Source organism: Vibrio sp. D401a, assembly GCF_030248515.1.
GTDB classification, from domain to species: Bacteria; Pseudomonadota; Gammaproteobacteria; order Enterobacterales; family Vibrionaceae; genus Vibrio; species Vibrio rotiferianus.
Genome location: NZ_JAHGAI010000012.1, coordinates 121,827 through 138,130, shown reverse-complemented (window position 1 = coordinate 138,130; position 16,304 = coordinate 121,827). Strand labels below are relative to the sequence as shown.

Here is a 16,304-nt window from a genome sequence, read left to right as displayed (position 1 = left end):
GCGCAAACGTTTGCGCAATATTCGTGACAATTGCCACAGTTATTGGTATAAAGCTCACGAAATTTAGAAACCCAATTCAGGAGAACATCATGGAACTGTCAGCATTGACTGCTGTTTCACCAGTAGACGGCCGTTACGGAAGCAAGACAATTGCGTTACGCGAAATTTTCAGTGAATACGGTCTACTAAAATACCGTACTATCGTTGAAATCCGCTGGCTACAAAAGCTTGCTGCTACTGCTGAAATTGCAGAAGTGCCAGCGTTTAGCGCAGAAGCAAACCAATTCCTAGACGACCTTGCTGCAAACTTCTCTGAAGAAGATGCACGCCGTATCAAAGAGATCGAGCGTACAACTAACCACGACGTTAAAGCGGTTGAGTACTTCCTAAAAGAGAAAGTAGCAGACGTTCCTGAACTGCACGCAGTAAACGAGTTCTTCCACTTTGCATGTACTTCTGAAGACATCAACAACACATCACACGCTCTTATGCTTAAAGAAGCGCGTGAGAACGTGATTCTTCCAGAAATCCGTAACCTAATCGACGCTATCAAAGCACTAGCAGTGGAATACCGCGATATTCCTCTACTATCTCGTACACACGGTCAGCCTGCTTCTCCATCTACTATGGGTAAAGAAATGGCAAACGTGGCGTACCGTATGGAACGTCAATTCAAGCAAATCGAAAACGTTGAGATCCTAGCGAAAATCAACGGTGCAGTAGGTAACTACAACGCACACCTTTCTGCTTACCCAGAGCTAGATTGGCACAAGTTCTCTGAAGAGTTCATCACTGAGTCTCTAGGCGTTACTTGGAACCCTTACACAACTCAAATCGAACCACACGATTACATCGCTGAGCTTTTCGACGCTATCGCTCGTTTCAACACTATCCTGATTGACTTCGACCGTGACGTTTGGGGTTACATTGCACTAGGCCACTTCAAGCAAAAAACCATTGCTGGTGAGATTGGTTCTTCAACAATGCCTCACAAAGTTAACCCAATCGACTTTGAAAACTCAGAAGGTAACCTAGGCCTTGCGAACGCTGTGTTCGGTCACCTAGCACAAAAACTGCCTGTTTCTCGCTGGCAACGTGACCTAACTGACTCAACGGTTCTACGTAACCTTGGTGTTGGTGTTGGCTACGCAATCATCGCTTACACTTCTACGCTTAAAGGCATCAGCAAGCTAGAAGTAAACCGCGAAGCACTTCTTGCTGAACTAGACAAGAACTGGGAAGTACTAGCAGAGCCAGTACAAACAGTAATGCGTCGTTACGGCATCGAGAAGCCATACGAGAAGCTAAAAGAGCTAACTCGTGGTAAGCGTGTAGATGGCGAAGCAATGCGTAACTTCATCGACGGTCTTGAGCTTCCTGAGCATGAGAAAGCACGTCTGAAAGAGATGACGCCAGCAAACTACATCGGTCAAGCAATCGAGCTGACAGATAAGCTTTAAGAGAATCGAGAATCGAGAATCGAGAATCGGATAAATTTGAGGGTTGACGTGAAAGCGTCAACCCTTTCTTCGTTTAGGGGGAACGGGATTCGCCCTATGGAATGCTAAGTTTCAGGATAAGGGATAAGGGATAAGGGATAAGGGATAAGGCTCAGTTATAGTCATTCAAGAGGCAACTGCTACCCACACATCCCAAGTTTAACTTCCCTTTACTGAAATACTAGCGCGCCCCTCTCGATTCTTACAGCGAAGCGCTCCCGCATCTCGTTTCTTTATTTCTATTGCCTCTGGAAAAACAGTGTAATCGTCCCTACTTCAACGCCAAACTTCTTAATCTTGGTGAGATTAAATACGTGCATTTCATCTTGGCGGTAAAGCCAGTCATCGAACGATACCGTGATGGTTGAATCATCCATTTTCAGCTCGAAGTCGTATTGCCATTGCAGCGCATTACCCTTCTCTTTCCCGGTCGCAACACCAATAATATCGTCCGCTTTACCTTGATAAGTACCATCTTCGAGTCTGGTAATGACCCATATACGCTGGTCGAGCTCGCCATCATCAAAGACAAAGTCTTCCACAAGCGTTAGTTCATTACCTTCCACTGTGCCGACTATATCGACTTCAAATCGGCGAGTTTGTTTCTCAGTGTAGTCCTGCACCATTCCCCAAGCCTTGACGTCACCTTCAAAGTAGCCAAACAGATCAAAGGCTGGTGATGCCGCTTGATAGTTATCAATATCAGCAGAGCATGCGCTAAGAAGCGTTACCGCAGCAATCACTGGTGCTTTGAGCATTAGTTTCAATAATTTCACTACCTTACCTGCCCTATCAGTTGTTTACGAAGTTTAGGAAACTCTGTTTTCGGTGATAACCAAATCGAAAGAAACGCATCATTAAGTCGCTCATCTTTCACATATCCGACGGTTTTATACGGCTCGCTCCCGGCTTTTCGATAGATAAGTTGTCCATTTTTACCATCAGTGAGATAGGTAAGCTCATCACCCTTCTTAATGTTGGGGAACATTGTGTCCAGCTCCAAGATCCACTTTTGGCGGTAAGGCTCCGTAAAGCCCAGCTTTTGCCACTGCTCATCAGTCACATCGAGCAGTTGCTCTTTACTGATATCGCGCTGGTAGTTGATCTCTAAAGCAAAAGGATGGGGAGAAACGTCTCTAGACACCGAGTACTGACCATCGGGTGCTTTTAGGCGGGACTTGTAAATATCAAAAACAAACCAAGTGAGTTGTGCCTCACCGACCGTTTGCCATTGTTGCCAATTGCTAGTGGTTATTATCTCACTCAAACCAACCACATTTTGAGCTTGCAAAGGCACTGCATAGAACAAGGAGACTGCCATAACACTGCTAATCAGTTTCCGTCTCCAATTTCTCTTCAAGCTTTTCATTTCCGTACACCTTGAGTATCAGAAGCATCATTGCGCACCATTCGACGAACAAGATCGTAAGCGTGGTGCCAACGCTGAGGCCAAATTCAGCGGCTTGGAGTTTGTAGCCAGCAAAGTAACTCGCTGTGCCTCCGATACCGCCTACTATAGATACGTAGGTTTTTGGAAAACGGTACAAAATTGACTTGAGTTGGTAGGCATACCATGAGAATAGAACCCACAGACAAACAAGCCATATGGGCAACCAAGGGGTTGGGAATATAAAGAGGGAAAATTGCTTATTGAAGGTATCTAAGACCAAGCCAATAGATACAATCATGGCGATATTCTTGAGAGCGGAGGGTTCGACTCTCCAGCAGTACACCAAGGTAAATAACGTCAGTATTAACGTCAGCCACTGCCATTGATAGGTCCCAAGCACCGCGGCAAACCAGCAGAGTTGGAACCATGTCGATGCAACAAACACTCTCATAACGAACTACGGACGCTGAAACGTCATGTGAACGGCACTGATCGTGCGAGCTAAGAAGCCACCCTCACAGTAGCTCAAGTAATAACGCCACATGCGCACGAAGCGATCATCGTAACCAAACGAGCGCACTTCACTCTCGGCTTGATTAAAGCGATGATGCCACTCATTAAGCGTTTTGGCATAATCCAACCCAATATCAAACAGATCTCGGGTAACCAAGTCACTGTACTTCGTAGTCGCTTGAGTAAGGGATGTGACTGAAGGTAAAAAGCCTCCTGGGAAAATGTACTTCTGAATAAAATCGACGTTGTTACTGTAGTAATCATAACGTTGGTCGGCAATTGTAATCGCTTGAATCGCCATCAAACCACCAGACTTCAACAAAGACTCACAAACCTTAATGTACGAAGGCAGGAATTGTTTTCCCACGGCTTCAATCATTTCAATAGAAACAAGCTTGTCATACGTACCGGTTAGGTTGCGGTAATCTTCTTTGAGTAGAGTGATTTTGTCTTCTAAGCCACGCTCTTTGATCTTCTGCTCCGCGTACGCGTGCTGCTCTTCAGAAATGGTTGTCGTCGTCACCTGACAGCCATATTGTTCAGCCATGTAAATCGCCATTGCACCCCAGCCGGTGCCAATTTCGATGACATGATCACTAGCTTTCAGCTCAAGTTGCTGACACAGTCGATCCATTTTGTTGATTTGTGCCTGTTCTAATGAGTTGCCCACTTCGTTGTACAATGCTGACGAATACAGCATGTTGGTATCAAGAAACGCTTCATACAAGTTATTACCCAAGTCGTAGTGAGCATGAATATTCTTACGGGAGTTTTCTTGGGAGTTGCGGTTAGTCCAATGACTGAACTTATACAACAACCTTGTAAGCCAACTGCCCTGCTCTTCGAGCTTATCCAGTGCACGCATGTTGAGAGCCATCAACTTCATCAATGCCGTCAAATCTGGACTGTCCCACCAGCCGTCCATGTAAGCTTCGCCAGCAGCAATACTGCCACCTTGCAATAGACGCGAGTAAAACCCAGGATGCTTCACCTCAATGGTCGCCGCCACAGGTTCGCCATTGTAGTCCCCGTTTGGAGTTGAAAAGCGCTCACTGCGCTCCGTCGTCTCGGTTTTGAAGCTTTCAATCACCGTCAGACACCCAATTTCCATTTTTTGCAGACACTGGAAAAGAACTCCACGAGCCGCTTTTTGAGTCGTCGTTAATTCGCGCGGCATTGCCATAGAAGTCGTATTTAACATGCAGAGTTCTCCTTGTGCTTATTATTCTTTTCTTCTTTACTCACTTGCTCAGGTTCTGTCGTTTCAGGTTGAGCGTATTTAGGATGTGAGTAAAACGGCGCGCCTTTAAGCCATAGTTTGAGAGCGTGCCAATAGATACCAACCATTACTTCTACCGTTTGGATTGGCGTAACGATCAAGCATTTCAATAAGGTTTTGCTTGAAAGCGGTTTGGCTTTCATTGCCATCGTGGCATCGAAGTGTTTTTCCCCTTTGTGACATTCAAGATGAATATTCAACTTGTCTGTCAGAGGTTTAACTTTCCAACGATAGAGTTGGTCAACCGGATTAAATGGTGAAACGTGGAACGCTTTGTCTTGCTCCCAACCAAACTCTTTGTCTTCTTTATCTGCCGATACGGCGTAATAATGCCGTTCATTCCAAGGGGTATTACTCACCTCTGCTAGAAGGTATTTCCATTCACCTTCCTCGTTATAAACGTAGTAGAAATTAACTGGACTGAAATACAGCCCTAAATACCTCAAGTGACAAACTGCGACGACTCTGCCAGTACAGCGAACACCCGTCAGTTCTTCAATTTTGTTCTGCACTGCCGACTTAACGCTACCTTCACCGATGTAATCACTACGCTTGAAGCGTGCCCAATGCCACCAACGAGAACCAAAGCCCCATACTTTTTTCTCTAAAGCATCAAGCTCATCAACATCGATGGCAGGCATAAACAATGAGTAGTTCAACTCATGATTCACAGGCGTGAATCGACGGTGGCGAACGTTTCCTATAAACAGTCGGCTGTTCATCTGGCTATCCATATCACGCCGCGCCTTTTTCAAAAGGAACCACATTTTGTTCGCGATACTTTTCTTCTAGCCCTTTAACTACGTCAATCGCGCTGCGCACACCATCTTCATGGAAACCGTTATACCAATAAGCGCCGCAGAACCACGTGCTCTGTTTACCTTGAACTTCGTCTTTGCGCTGCTGCGCTGCAATCGACTCCGTAGTAAATACAGGATGATGATAAGTGAATGAGCGCAGAATTTTGTTTGGGTTGATTTGATTGGTGCTGTTCAACGTCACGCAAAATGTATGTTCTGATTGAACGTGCTGAAGGATGTTCATATTGTAAGTAAGCGAAGGAAGACGTTGCTGCTCATCTTCACTGCCTTCCAATAGGTAGTTCCAAGATGCCCACGCCGCCTTGCGTTTTGGCAATAGACCGGTATCGGTATGAAGAACAACCTCATTAGCTTGATACGTCATATCCCCCAATATTTCCTGCTCAATTGGGCTGATATCCTCTAGCATTCGCATTGCTTGATCGCTGTGACAAGCGAAGATCACGTCATCAAACCAATGTGTTTCTCCGGGAACTTGAACGCCAACGCCCTTTTCGTTGCGAATCACTTTTTCGACAGGGCTGTTTAGACGAATATTCTCGGCAAAACCTTTGGTCAATGGTGGAATGTAAGAACGTGAACCACCTTTAATCACATACCATTGTGGTCGGTTGGTCACATCCAACAAACCGTGGTTGAGGAAGAAGCGCAAGAAGAACATGAGCGGGAACGCGCGCATATCCGCTAAAGTCGAAGACCAAATCGCAGCGCCCATTGGCAGAATATAATTGTCAGAAAAGAATGCACTGAATTTGTGCTCATCGAGAAAAGCGCCAAGCGTTTGAGATTGCGTTGATGAATCGCTAGCAAAGCGCTTTGCAAGTTTATTAAAACGCAAAATCTCGAAAATAAAGCGATAGAACTTCGGGTTTGCCCAGTTACGTTTTTGAGCAAACAATGTCGACACGGTATGGCCGTTGTATTCTAGTCCGTTCCCATCGTTTCTGACACTGAAGCTCATTTGAGTCGGCAGACCTTCAACGCCAATCTCGTTCATCATTTTGATAAAGTTTGGGTACGTACGATCGTTATAAACGATAAACCCAGTGTCGATTGCATACTCTTTGTCATTAAGACTGACATCAACGGTTGCAGTGTGGCCGCCAATGTAATCATTCGCTTCAAACAGCGTTACGTCATGTTCTTTATGCAAGTAATAGCCACAAGTAAGGCCAGAGATACCCGTTCCAACGATGGCGATTTTCTTTCTTCCTGCCGTGTTCATGCTTCTTCCTTCTTATGATACGAGTTTTGCGGTTAGCCGAGCTTGCCAGCTGTATGGAAGCAACGAGATAAAACGTAAAATTCCGGTAAATCTCGCTGGGAAATAAATATGGCTGTTGTTGGCATCCAATTGTTTTCGTATAGCAGCCGAGGCCTGATTGGCCGTAACAATCATCGGCATATCAAAGGTGTTCTTATCTGTGAGTGGCGTTTCAACGAAGCCAGGAAACACCGTCACGACTTTGATGCCTTTCTTTTTCAGGTCGACGGCTAGTGTGCGGGCAAAATAGCTGACTGCAGCTTTGGACGCGCCATAGGCTTCTGCACGAGGTAATGCCACCTCTGATGCGATAGAACCGACAATAACGACGCGATGCCCACGTTCAAACTGTCCCTGACACGCTTCAACACAATTCGCCACACCTACAACGTTAACGTTCATGACACGCGCCATGAGTTTCGCATCCACTATGCCGTCGTCCATATATTCACAGTCGCCAGCGTTAAAGATCCAAGTTTCAGGAGTGAACGGCAGTTGTGAGAGCGCTTGGATCGTTTCTTCGTACTGAGTCACATCGAAGCGTAATATCGAGATGTTAATCGACGCCGCTTCTAGCTCGGCCAACACCGCTTCGTTGCGGCCGCACGCAATCACTTTCCAACCTTCACCGGCGTAGTCCAAAGCGAGCTGCTTACCAATGCCAGACGTTGCGCCAGTGATAAGAACTGAACCGCTCATTGTCCTAGCCTCTGCTTAATGGTTCTAACGACAGAGCCAAGTAGAGGCAGATTCTCGTACAGCATCTCTCCTAAATCGAAATAGTCTCGATGGTAGATAACCTGCCCTTCACTAAACTTGAGATGAGAAACACCATTGACTGAAATCGGCGCGCCTTTCTGTAGTTTTGGGTGCTGTAAATCCATGGTCCAAGTAAGAAACCCTGTCTCGCCCACCTGTTGATGATCGTGAATAATGAAGTCACAACGGATAACGTTGGTGTAGAGCGATTGAAAATAATCGGAAAGCGCAGGCCAGCCCTCTAGACGATGAGCAGCATCTTCAAAAACCACATCCTGGTGGTAAACCTCTTCTAGCAAGTGCAAATTAGCTTTGCTCAGCTTTTGATATATGTTGCCAACTGAATGAATGTCCATTTCTATGCTCCTATATTACTTCAACAGTTGTACAAAATTATTATATGTACAAGATAGACCAATCATGAAAAGTTGTACAAAAATATTTTTGTATAACTTTGTTTCTGTAGAGTGATACGTGATGGAGTGCGGTAGCGATCAATAGATACAAAAAAAGGCTTGGTCAAAAAACCAAGCCTTTTCAGGAGATTAACTATTTATTTGCTGAATGATTAGTACTGTTGGCTACGTAGTGCCGCAATACGCTTATCTAGCGGTGGGTGGCTCATTAGAAGCTCAGTCATCGAACGCTTACCGTTGATACCAAACGCCATCATAGTGCCATCCAGTTGAGATTCGTGGCTCATCTTCAGACGCTCAAGCGCCGCGATCATCTTCTCTTTACCCACAAGATGCGCTGCACCCGCGTCAGCGTGGAATTCGCGATGACGGCTGTACCACATAGTCAGGAAGCTAGCTAGGAAACCAAATACCAGTTCAAGCACCATAGACACACCGAAGTAAACCATCATGTTTGTACCTTGGCCTTCCTCATCGTCATTCGAAGCAACAATGTTAGCAATGAAACGAGATAGGAAGATAACGAAGGTATTCACTACACCTTGCATTAGCGTCATGGTCACCATATCACCGTTAGCGATGTGGCTAACCTCATGCGCAAGTACCGCTTCCGCTTCATCACGAGTCATGTTGTGCAAAAGACCTGTAGATACTGCAACTAGCGAATCATCACGCTTAGCACCGGTTGCAAATGCGTTGATGTCTGCCGCATCATAAATAGCGACGGTTGGCATACCGATGCCCGCTTGTTGAGCTTGGCGACCAACTGTTTCTAGAAGCCAATGTTCAGTTTCGTTACGTGGGCTCTCAATCACCATGCCGCCTACCGAGCGTAGTGCCATGCTCTTAGACATCATTAGCGAGATGAATGCGCCACCAAAACCAAACACTGCTGCCATCAGTAGTAGACCAGACAGGCTGCCTGGCTGCATTCCAGTTACAGCGTAAACAATATTCAGAACAACACTAAGCACTAGCACGACTGCTAGGTTAGTTGCTAGGAATAACATAATTCGCTTCATTACTTTTCTCCGAGGAAGCTTATCGTTTTTATAAAAACGGTTGTTATATGAAACAGAACTCTACGAGGCGATTTCGCTAGATTCAAGCTCTGTTGCGTTATAGATATAGTCTATCCGCGTTAAAAACAAGGTTAAGCAATAAATTGCAACATTTGTTTTCGAGACTGAAATAATACACACCTTTTTACACTCTTAAATCAGCACTTTAGACCGAGTATAGACTTTGGTCTTATTGTGCGACTATCTGTACGTGCTAGATTCGGGTTAGATGAACGAAACGGGGTTAGCTTTTAGGACAATTAAGCAGCTCCAAACTTCCATGTCTTGAGGGAAAAATCATGGTAGAAACTAACGACTATCAAATGGCTATCGATTTACTTTGTTGTCACCTAGGTATCTCAGAGGATGAGGCAAAACAACAGCTAGGTATTTCAACTGATGCTCAAATGTCAAAGCGTGTTGCAGAAACACAACAAGCGTTGATGGGGCTTAGCCAAGAGAAATAAACTAAGCGTCGAATCTTACGATAAGGCACAAAGGTTTACATGAGAAAAGGGCTGCATGATGCAGCCCTTTTTGTATTTTTTGTTTGTCGGTTAATTATACGTTTAGCAACGGTTCGACATTGATGTATTTACCCAACTCTTTGCGCTTCGCACTTGGAATGTATGGGATCTCACCGAGTTTCGGCGCGTCTAGACGCTCTTCCAACATATCGATGATTTCCGCATAGTGCTCCGTGCCTGGGTTAACGCGGTTTGCCACCCAACCTACGAGATTCAGACCATCCGCTTTGATGATCTCAGCAGTGAGCAATGCATGGCTCAAACAGCCCAGTTTAATACCGACAACCAGTACAACTGGCAACTGTTCTTGCTGCACCCAAGTCGACAAGCTGTCTGTGTCAGACACAGGCACGCGCCAACCACCAGCACCTTCCACTAGAACAATGTCTGATTGCTCTTTGTGTTGAGCTAATTTTTCACTCAATACTTCGTATTTAATTTCTACATGTTCATGCTTTGCGGCAATGTGAGGAGAAGCAGGCAATTCCAAAGCGTATGGGTTTACATCGTCGTACGCGATATCCAGCGTTGCCGCTTTTTGCAGATGCAATGCATCCGAGTTGCGCCAACCTTCCGCCGTCTTGTCGCTTCCTGCTGCCACTGGTTTATAACCAATGGTGTTAAGCCCTTTTGCACCAAGTGCCTGCAAAATAGCTTTAGACGCTACCGTTTTTCCTACATCAGTATCCGTACCAGCAATAAAAAATGCATCAATCATTTAACTATGACTCCAAAACAAACCTGATAACTTGCAGGTAGAAGACCTTGATCGTTTCTAAATGCTTGGTACGCACGCTCAACTTGCAACAAAGTGCGACGGCTCGTCAAGCCATGTGAGCGCCCGCTTACGTGATTTGCACCAATGCCTTTGAGATCACGCATGACAGAAAACGCTGAGTCGTACCAAACTGTGATGGGGGTCAAGTCTAGATGATGGTTGTGGCACCAAGATTGCGCTAACGCAATTTTTACCTGATTGTGGGTAATAAAGTTATTCACGTGTTGATGTGTATCAATTTTTGACCACGCCTCGCGTAACTCATACAACGAGCCATCCGCCAGAGTAGAGAAGCATCCCGTCCCTCCTCGCTTTAGCACACGACGCAATTCTCGCAGTGGGTAGCTTAAATCCGCACACCATTGCAAAGCTAAACTTGAAAAAACGTAATCGAAGCTCTCATCATAAAATGGCAAGTTTTCGGCATCGGCTAACTGGTACTGCATTCGCTGTGTACCACAACGCTGCTGCGCTTTATCTAACATCGCTTGTGAGATATCGCCACAAACCACTTCTGCGCCACGTTGTTGGAGCAGGTGAGAGAAGTAGCCTGTACCACAACCCAAATCGAGAACGCGTTTACCCGTTAAGTCCTCTGGAAGCTTATCAAGCAAGCGATGCCCAACGTCACGCTGAAACGCCGCGTGCTTATCGTATGTTTCAGCTGCTTTGCCAAATGAGGAAGCAATCGCGTCTTTGTCTTGATAGAAACTCTCCAATGCGGCCGTTTCTGCTAAAGCGGTGGTTGCATTATCCATTACAGCGCTCCTAATGCTTGCTTCAGTGCCACTGAAAGCGTTTTAACTTGTTCATTAGTGTGATTGGCAGTGAGTGTAATTCGAAGACGAGATGTTCCTTTAGGTACCGTCGGTGGACGAATCGCTGTCACCCAAATACCGTTTTGACGACAAGCGCTTGCAACCTGTAAAGCCAGTTCGGATTCACCAATCATAAATGGCTTAATCGAGGTTTTCGTTTCAACAAAACCGTCGAGTTCGTTGAGGCTATCTCGATAAACTTCACTTAGCTCTGCAAGCTTTTCACGTCGCCAAGACTGCTCTTGAATCATAGAGACAGCATGCGTCAACGCATACGCTTGTGCTGGCGGTATCGCCGTGGAATACACATGGTGACGAGCAAACTGAGTTAAAAAGTCCCCCGTTGCGTGGTCACATAAGATAGCCGCGCCAGACATACCAAACGCTTTACCAAAAGTAACGATCAACAACTCAGGCTTTACTGAAGCCAGCTCGCAAGACCCACCACCGGATTCACCAAGAACGCCAATACCGTGTGCATCATCGACGGCGAACCAAGTATCGTGGCTTCGTGTAACTTCGGCAATATCATGAATTGGTGCACAATCACCGTCCATACTGAATACTCCTTCGGTCACAACTAGATGGTTGTCTTCGCTATTCAGCAGCGACTTTAGGTGTTCGATGTCATTGTGCTTGAAGCGCTTCATTTTAGCTGGCGACAACATCCCAGCCTCCATCAAAGAAGCATGGTTCAAACGGTCTTGAATGAGGACGTCTGATTTTTCTAGCAGAGTAAACAGCAGCGCTTGGTTAGCACTGAAGCCAGAACCAAACAGGATTGCCCTCTCGTAACCCAGCCATTCGGTCAGTGCCGCTTCTAAATTGCTGTGCGCTGCACTAAAGCCTGTCACCATTGGAGAGGCGCCACTACCGCTGCCGTATACACTCAAGCCTTGCTGCCAAGCACGAACAAGCGCTTGGTCATTGGCCAAGCCTAAGTAGTCGTTACTTGAGAAGTTGATGTAGCGTCTACCTTCGTACTCCAAAATCGATTGGTTGCCAGAAAACACCACATTCATCGAACGATTCAGCCCCTGCACTTTACGGGCGGCAAGGGCGGACTCGATACGAGATTTAAACGCTGGCATCGTAGAAAAGGTCGTCTTTTGTTGGACGAGCAGCAACACGCTCTACAACGCGATCCAGCAACTCGTTTTCTTCGATTTCATCAGGTTTTTGAGACACTTCTTGGCTGTTAATGCCGAGCTTATTGAACAGCATCATGTCTTTATCTTCAGAAGGGTTTGGCGTGGTCAGAAGTTTGCAGCCATAGAAGACTGAGTTTGCACCCGCCATAAAACACAGCGCTTGCATTTGTTCGTTCATGTTTTCACGGCCAGCCGATAGACGAACCGCTGATTGAGGCATCATGATGCGCGCAATCGCAATCAGGCGAATGAAATCGAATGGCTCAACATCGTCCACTTCTTCCAGTGGTGTGCCTTTCACCTTAACCAGCATGTTGATTGGCACGCTTTCAGGGTGTACTGGCAAGTTAGCTAATTCAACCAACAAGCCCGCTCGGTCATTGGCACTCTCACCCATACCGATGATACCACCAGAACAAATCTTCATGCCGGCATCACGAACGTGAGACAAGGTATCTAAACGATCTTGGTAAGTACGTGTGGTAATGATATTGCCGTAGAACTCAGGTGAAGTATCTAGGTTGTGGTTGTAGTAATCCAGACCCGCGGTTGCCAGTTGTTTTGCTTGATCTGGTGTCAACATGCCTAATGTCATACACGTTTCTAAACCCATGCCTTTCACACCTTTGATCATGTCGGTCAAATGCGGCATATCACGCTCTTTTGGATTCTTCCACGCTGCACCCATACAGAATCGAGTAGAACCCGCGTTTTTCGCTTTTTGTGCAGCGTCGAGTACGCGCTCTACTTCCATCAAACGCTCTTTTTCGATGTCTGTGGTGTAACGAGCACTCTGAGGACAGTACTTACAATCTTCCGGACAAGCACCTGTCTTAATCGACAGAAGCGTGCTTACTTGAACATGGTTGGTTTGTTGATATTGACGATGAACAAGCTGCGCTTCGAATAGGAGATCCATGAATGGTTTTTCCATGAGATCGCGCACTTCAGCATGCGTCCAGTTATGACGAACTTCCACGTGTATTCCTTTAGTCACTTTTTTTGTTGTGTTGACAGTCTACTGAGTCTCGATAAACTGTCAACACAACGCAATACAACAAAGTTTACACCTGTTCATTTTTTAAACTCAATTACTATTGGAATAGCACATGGATCTCGCCTTCGACCGCCAGCACATCTGGCATCCCTACACCTCAACGTTGACACCTCTGACCTGCTACCCTGTGGCATCAGCAAGTGGTGTACACATTAAATTGGAAGACGGGACTGAGCTTGTCGATGGTATGTCCTCTTGGTGGTCAACTATCCACGGCTATAACCACCCGCACTTAAATCAAGCGGCTCACCAGCAAATCGACAAGGTGTCGCATGTAATGTTCGGCGGGATTACCCACCAGCCAGCAATCAGTTTGTGTAAGAAGTTGCTATCCCTCGCACCAAGTAATCTTGAACATGTATTCCTTGCCGATTCAGGCTCCGTTGCCGTAGAAGTCAGCTTAAAAATGGCACTGCAATATTGGCATGCGAAGGGCGAACGCCGACCGAAGTTTCTGACTCTGCGACACGGTTATCACGGTGACACCTTTGCGGCAATGTCGGTAACCGATCCTGATAACTCCATGCACTCTCTCTACAAAGGCTTTTTGCCTGAGCATATCTTTGCGGAGTCACCAAATTGTGGTTATTGGGATGAATGGAACCCAGAAGATCTTACAGACTTTGAACACAAGATTGAAACGCATCATCAAGAACTCGCTGCGGTGATCCTAGAGCCTATCGTTCAAGGCGCAGGCGGTATGCGTATCTACCATCCAGAATTTCTCAAAGGCGTGCGTAGGCTTTGTGATAAACACGGTTTGTTATTGATTGCAGATGAAATCGCAACCGGATTTGGGCGTACCGGTAAACTGTTTGCTTGCGAACACGCAGATATTCAGCCAGACATTTTGTGTGTCGGTAAAGCACTCACCGGCGGCTACATGACACTCTCTGCGACCCTAGCGAGCAAACACGTCGCGGATACTGTTTGTGGTGGTGATGCTGGTTGTTTCATGCATGGCCCAACCTTTATGGGTAACCCGCTCGCCTGCGCCGTTGCCACCGCAAGTTTAGAATTGATAGAACAAGGCAACTGGCAGCAGCAAACCCAACAAATCGAAACACTATTTTCTGAACTACTGCCAAAACTGGAAAAATACGACTTGGTTAAAAACACCCGTTGGTTGGGTGCCATTGGCGTTGTAGAAACGCATCGCCCAGTGAATATGGAAACCATCCAAGCCTTGTTTGTTGAACACGGAGTTTGGATTCGTCCATTTGGCAAACTGATTTATATGATGCCGCCATTTATCAGCAAGCCGGAAGATATTGAGAAGCTAGTTAACGCGATTGATGCAGCGTTGCAACGTAAAGATTGCTTCGCTTTATAGTTCAACTCAGCACGAAAACGGTTTGAGTATGAGGCTCAAACCGTCTCTTTATTTTCCTGAACAGTAAAGCTATCGAAGTTGACTGTCTTTACTGGCTCGTCGATTAAATAATGCTTGGCGTTGAGACATCAATTCGATAGTTGACTGACATTCGATACATAAACGAACGCCTTTCATGGCTATTCGACGCGCTTCAGGAATTTCATCTCCGCATTCATCACAATAATGAGCACTTTCGCCCTGTTTGATACTGCCACGAACACGGGAGATCTCGTCGTCGATGGTATGTTGAATTTGTTGGCTGACGCTGTCGTCGTTTGCCCACCCTACGGCCATAAGCCCTCCTCGTTACTTGAATGAGAAAATCTACTTACCGTGGTAAGGTGGATGATTATATCGGTTACAAATAACAAGATAATTAGGGCGTATAAGAAAACACTATTACGTATTGGTAATAATTGTTATATCATCGGTTAATCGCTACTCTCTTGAAAAAGCAATGCAAGGTTACTCATACTCCCTTCCTCACACTCATAATATTGCGTTTGCTCTGGCTCTCTCAAAGTAACACTGAGTATCTTCTCTACCTCATTAAACTCCTCGCTAAAGTACTCACTGACTAATATGACGCGCTCACCAATACTAAATTCCAGTGACTTCTCACCTACCAACGCTCGATGGTAATGTTCAACACGATAATCTTGAGGTTTTATCCGCTGAAAAACTGGGCTTTGATTCACAATGGACTTATTAAAGAGAAGCTCGCCTTTGCCTTGTTCTATCGAAATACTAAAGTTCATAGTTTGGTTTACTGAACATTCAAAGACTTTTCTAGGCGAGGTATCAGCGACAGCAAACGTACTCACCATGGCAACACCTAAAAAACAAATAACCACCAATCGTTTCATTACCATTCAGCCAACACAGTAAATAGCGCTTGCTCAGACATGCGAGTTAATACATAGCCGTGTGAAGAAGAATACGAGCCACTGAGTACGCTATTCTCTTTCTCAATAACGATATCCTCGATGCCGTCAGCGTTGTAATCCCCTTTTGCCACAATCGTAATGACTTGAAAACCATCGGTCGCGTCGAAGTACTCTGCTCTCACTGGACTGGCGACCTGAGTTCTTTGGATACGATCCGCTTCATCCCACGTTGATAGTGTCTTTGCTTTATCAGCGCTTTCGTTAGAAATAACAAAAGCAAGCGCACTTGGGGCTAAACTAGGAAAGCTATTATCTAACTTAAATTTCGATAGATATGAACGCTTAGAGGCAGCTAACTTTGCCATCTCACTCCATGTTTGACACTGTGTTAAAAAAGCTTTGAACGCGCCGTATTCATAAGCTTTAGCCGCAGTAAAACCCGCTGAGCTTGCATTAGCTAAATCTTTGCAATTAGACACCGATTTTGTGTCGGCAGACGCACTTCTCAACTCAAGCCCGTATCCCCAGTCGAGTGAATTACGCAGTTGCATATTTTCTTTGGAAGGTTTCGCGACTTCACGTGCGAAAAAGCGGTCTGTCCGCTCACTATCTAAGTATTGAGGCTGGATAAGTTCGCTTGCGATAACCCTCCCGAAAACGAGCAAGGTAAGCGCAAAAATAACACGTAATAAAAGGTGGTTTACTGGCA

The 16,304-nt window shown here is 45.7% G+C and carries 19 protein-coding genes; 3 read left to right on the top strand and 16 right to left on the bottom strand.

The window, feature by feature from the left end; all coding sequences use genetic code 11:
- Window positions 1–89: 89 nt before the first annotated feature.
- The gene (gene purB, locus KIV41_RS07425) at window positions 90–1,460 is read left to right on the top strand and encodes an adenylosuccinate lyase (protein WP_010449178.1); all 1,371 of its coding nucleotides are present in this window, start codon (window positions 90–92) and stop codon (window positions 1,458–1,460) included.
- 278 nt (window positions 1,461–1,738) lie between these two features.
- Here purB and KIV41_RS07420 read toward each other — a convergent pair whose 3' ends face one another.
- From KIV41_RS07420 to htpX, 9 genes are all read right to left on the bottom strand, one after another.
- Window positions 1,739–2,257: a DUF3833 domain-containing protein gene (locus KIV41_RS07420; RefSeq protein ID WP_252042136.1), complete on the bottom strand. Its 519-nt coding sequence runs from the start codon at window positions 2,255–2,257 to the stop codon at window positions 1,739–1,741.
- Between the two features lie 17 nt (window positions 2,258–2,274).
- Window positions 2,275–2,868, bottom strand: coding sequence for a chalcone isomerase family protein (locus KIV41_RS07415; protein WP_252040868.1), 594 nt, complete (start codon window positions 2,866–2,868; stop codon window positions 2,275–2,277).
- Entirely contained in the window at window positions 2,828–3,340 is a 513-nt protein-coding gene (locus tag KIV41_RS07410; protein WP_252040870.1) for a DUF2878 domain-containing protein, read from the bottom strand. Before KIV41_RS07410 ends, KIV41_RS07415 begins: the two co-directional genes overlap by 41 nt.
- 6 nt (window positions 3,341–3,346) lie before the next feature.
- A complete protein-coding gene (locus KIV41_RS07405) occupies window positions 3,347–4,603 on the bottom strand; it encodes a cyclopropane-fatty-acyl-phospholipid synthase family protein (protein ID WP_252040872.1) in 1,257 nt (418 codons plus the stop codon).
- The gene (locus tag KIV41_RS07400; protein WP_045394344.1) at window positions 4,597–5,415 is read right to left on the bottom strand and encodes a DUF1365 domain-containing protein; all 819 of its coding nucleotides are present in this window, start codon (window positions 5,413–5,415) and stop codon (window positions 4,597–4,599) included. Before KIV41_RS07400 ends, KIV41_RS07405 begins: the two co-directional genes overlap by 7 nt.
- Before the next feature lies 1 nt (window position 5,416).
- Window positions 5,417–6,727 carry an NAD(P)/FAD-dependent oxidoreductase gene (locus KIV41_RS07395; protein ID WP_285335979.1) on the bottom strand — a complete coding sequence of 437 codons (1,311 nt, stop codon included), beginning with the start codon at window positions 6,725–6,727 and terminating at the stop codon, window positions 5,417–5,419.
- Between the two features lie 12 nt (window positions 6,728–6,739).
- Complete coding sequence (locus KIV41_RS07390; RefSeq protein WP_285335978.1) at window positions 6,740–7,465, bottom strand: SDR family oxidoreductase; 726 nt, start codon at window positions 7,463–7,465, stop codon at window positions 6,740–6,742.
- On the bottom strand, window positions 7,462–7,881 hold the full coding sequence (locus KIV41_RS07385; protein WP_252040879.1) for a nuclear transport factor 2 family protein: 420 nt from the start codon (window positions 7,879–7,881) through the stop codon (window positions 7,462–7,464). Before KIV41_RS07385 ends, KIV41_RS07390 begins: the two co-directional genes overlap by 4 nt.
- A 212-nt stretch (window positions 7,882–8,093) precedes the next feature.
- Entirely contained in the window at window positions 8,094–8,963 is an 870-nt protein-coding gene (gene htpX, locus KIV41_RS07380; RefSeq protein ID WP_009705745.1) for a protease HtpX, read from the bottom strand.
- 338 nt (window positions 8,964–9,301) lie between these two features.
- Here htpX and KIV41_RS07375 point away from each other — a divergent pair, with 338 nt between their 5' ends.
- Complete coding sequence (locus KIV41_RS07375) at window positions 9,302–9,469, top strand: hypothetical protein (protein WP_005450789.1); 168 nt, start codon at window positions 9,302–9,304, stop codon at window positions 9,467–9,469.
- 94 nt (window positions 9,470–9,563) lie between these two features.
- Here KIV41_RS07375 and bioD read toward each other — a convergent pair whose 3' ends face one another.
- Genes bioD through bioB form a run of 4 tightly spaced genes read right to left on the bottom strand, consistent with a single transcriptional unit; the run spans window position 9,564 to window position 13,255 of the window.
- A complete protein-coding gene (gene bioD / locus KIV41_RS07370; protein ID WP_009698190.1) occupies window positions 9,564–10,247 on the bottom strand; it encodes a dethiobiotin synthase in 684 nt (227 codons plus the stop codon).
- Window positions 10,244–11,065 carry a malonyl-ACP O-methyltransferase BioC gene (gene bioC / locus KIV41_RS07365; protein ID WP_252040881.1) on the bottom strand — a complete coding sequence of 274 codons (822 nt, stop codon included), beginning with the start codon at window positions 11,063–11,065 and terminating at the stop codon, window positions 10,244–10,246. The genes bioD and bioC overlap by 4 nt, the downstream gene beginning before the upstream one ends.
- On the bottom strand, window positions 11,065–12,216 hold the full coding sequence (bioF, locus tag KIV41_RS07360) for an 8-amino-7-oxononanoate synthase (RefSeq protein ID WP_071234689.1): 1,152 nt from the start codon (window positions 12,214–12,216) through the stop codon (window positions 11,065–11,067). Before bioF ends, bioC begins: the two co-directional genes overlap by 1 nt.
- Window positions 12,203–13,255: a biotin synthase BioB gene (gene bioB, locus KIV41_RS07355; RefSeq protein ID WP_005378222.1), complete on the bottom strand. Its 1,053-nt coding sequence runs from the start codon at window positions 13,253–13,255 to the stop codon at window positions 12,203–12,205. The genes bioF and bioB overlap by 14 nt, the downstream gene beginning before the upstream one ends.
- Window positions 13,256–13,385: 130 nt before the next feature.
- On the opposite strand from bioB, the gene bioA reads away from it, so the two are divergent.
- Window positions 13,386–14,666 (top strand): adenosylmethionine--8-amino-7-oxononanoate transaminase, encoded by a 1,281-nt coding sequence (gene bioA, locus KIV41_RS07350; RefSeq protein WP_041055159.1) that lies wholly within the window; start codon window positions 13,386–13,388, stop codon window positions 14,664–14,666.
- A 69-nt stretch (window positions 14,667–14,735) separates the two neighbouring features.
- Here the strand turns inward: bioA and KIV41_RS07345 are convergent, their stop codons facing one another.
- From KIV41_RS07345 to KIV41_RS07335, 3 genes are all read right to left on the bottom strand, one after another.
- Window positions 14,736–15,002, bottom strand: coding sequence for a DksA/TraR family C4-type zinc finger protein (locus KIV41_RS07345; RefSeq protein ID WP_041055156.1), 267 nt, complete (start codon window positions 15,000–15,002; stop codon window positions 14,736–14,738).
- A 137-nt stretch (window positions 15,003–15,139) separates the two neighbouring features.
- A complete protein-coding gene (locus tag KIV41_RS07340; RefSeq protein WP_285335977.1) occupies window positions 15,140–15,580 on the bottom strand; it encodes a hypothetical protein in 441 nt (146 codons plus the stop codon).
- Window positions 15,574–16,146 carry an ATPase gene (locus tag KIV41_RS07335; RefSeq protein ID WP_285335976.1) on the bottom strand — a complete coding sequence of 191 codons (573 nt, stop codon included), beginning with the start codon at window positions 16,144–16,146 and terminating at the stop codon, window positions 15,574–15,576. The genes KIV41_RS07340 and KIV41_RS07335 overlap by 7 nt, the downstream gene beginning before the upstream one ends.
- Window positions 16,147–16,304: the final 158 nt, after the last annotated feature.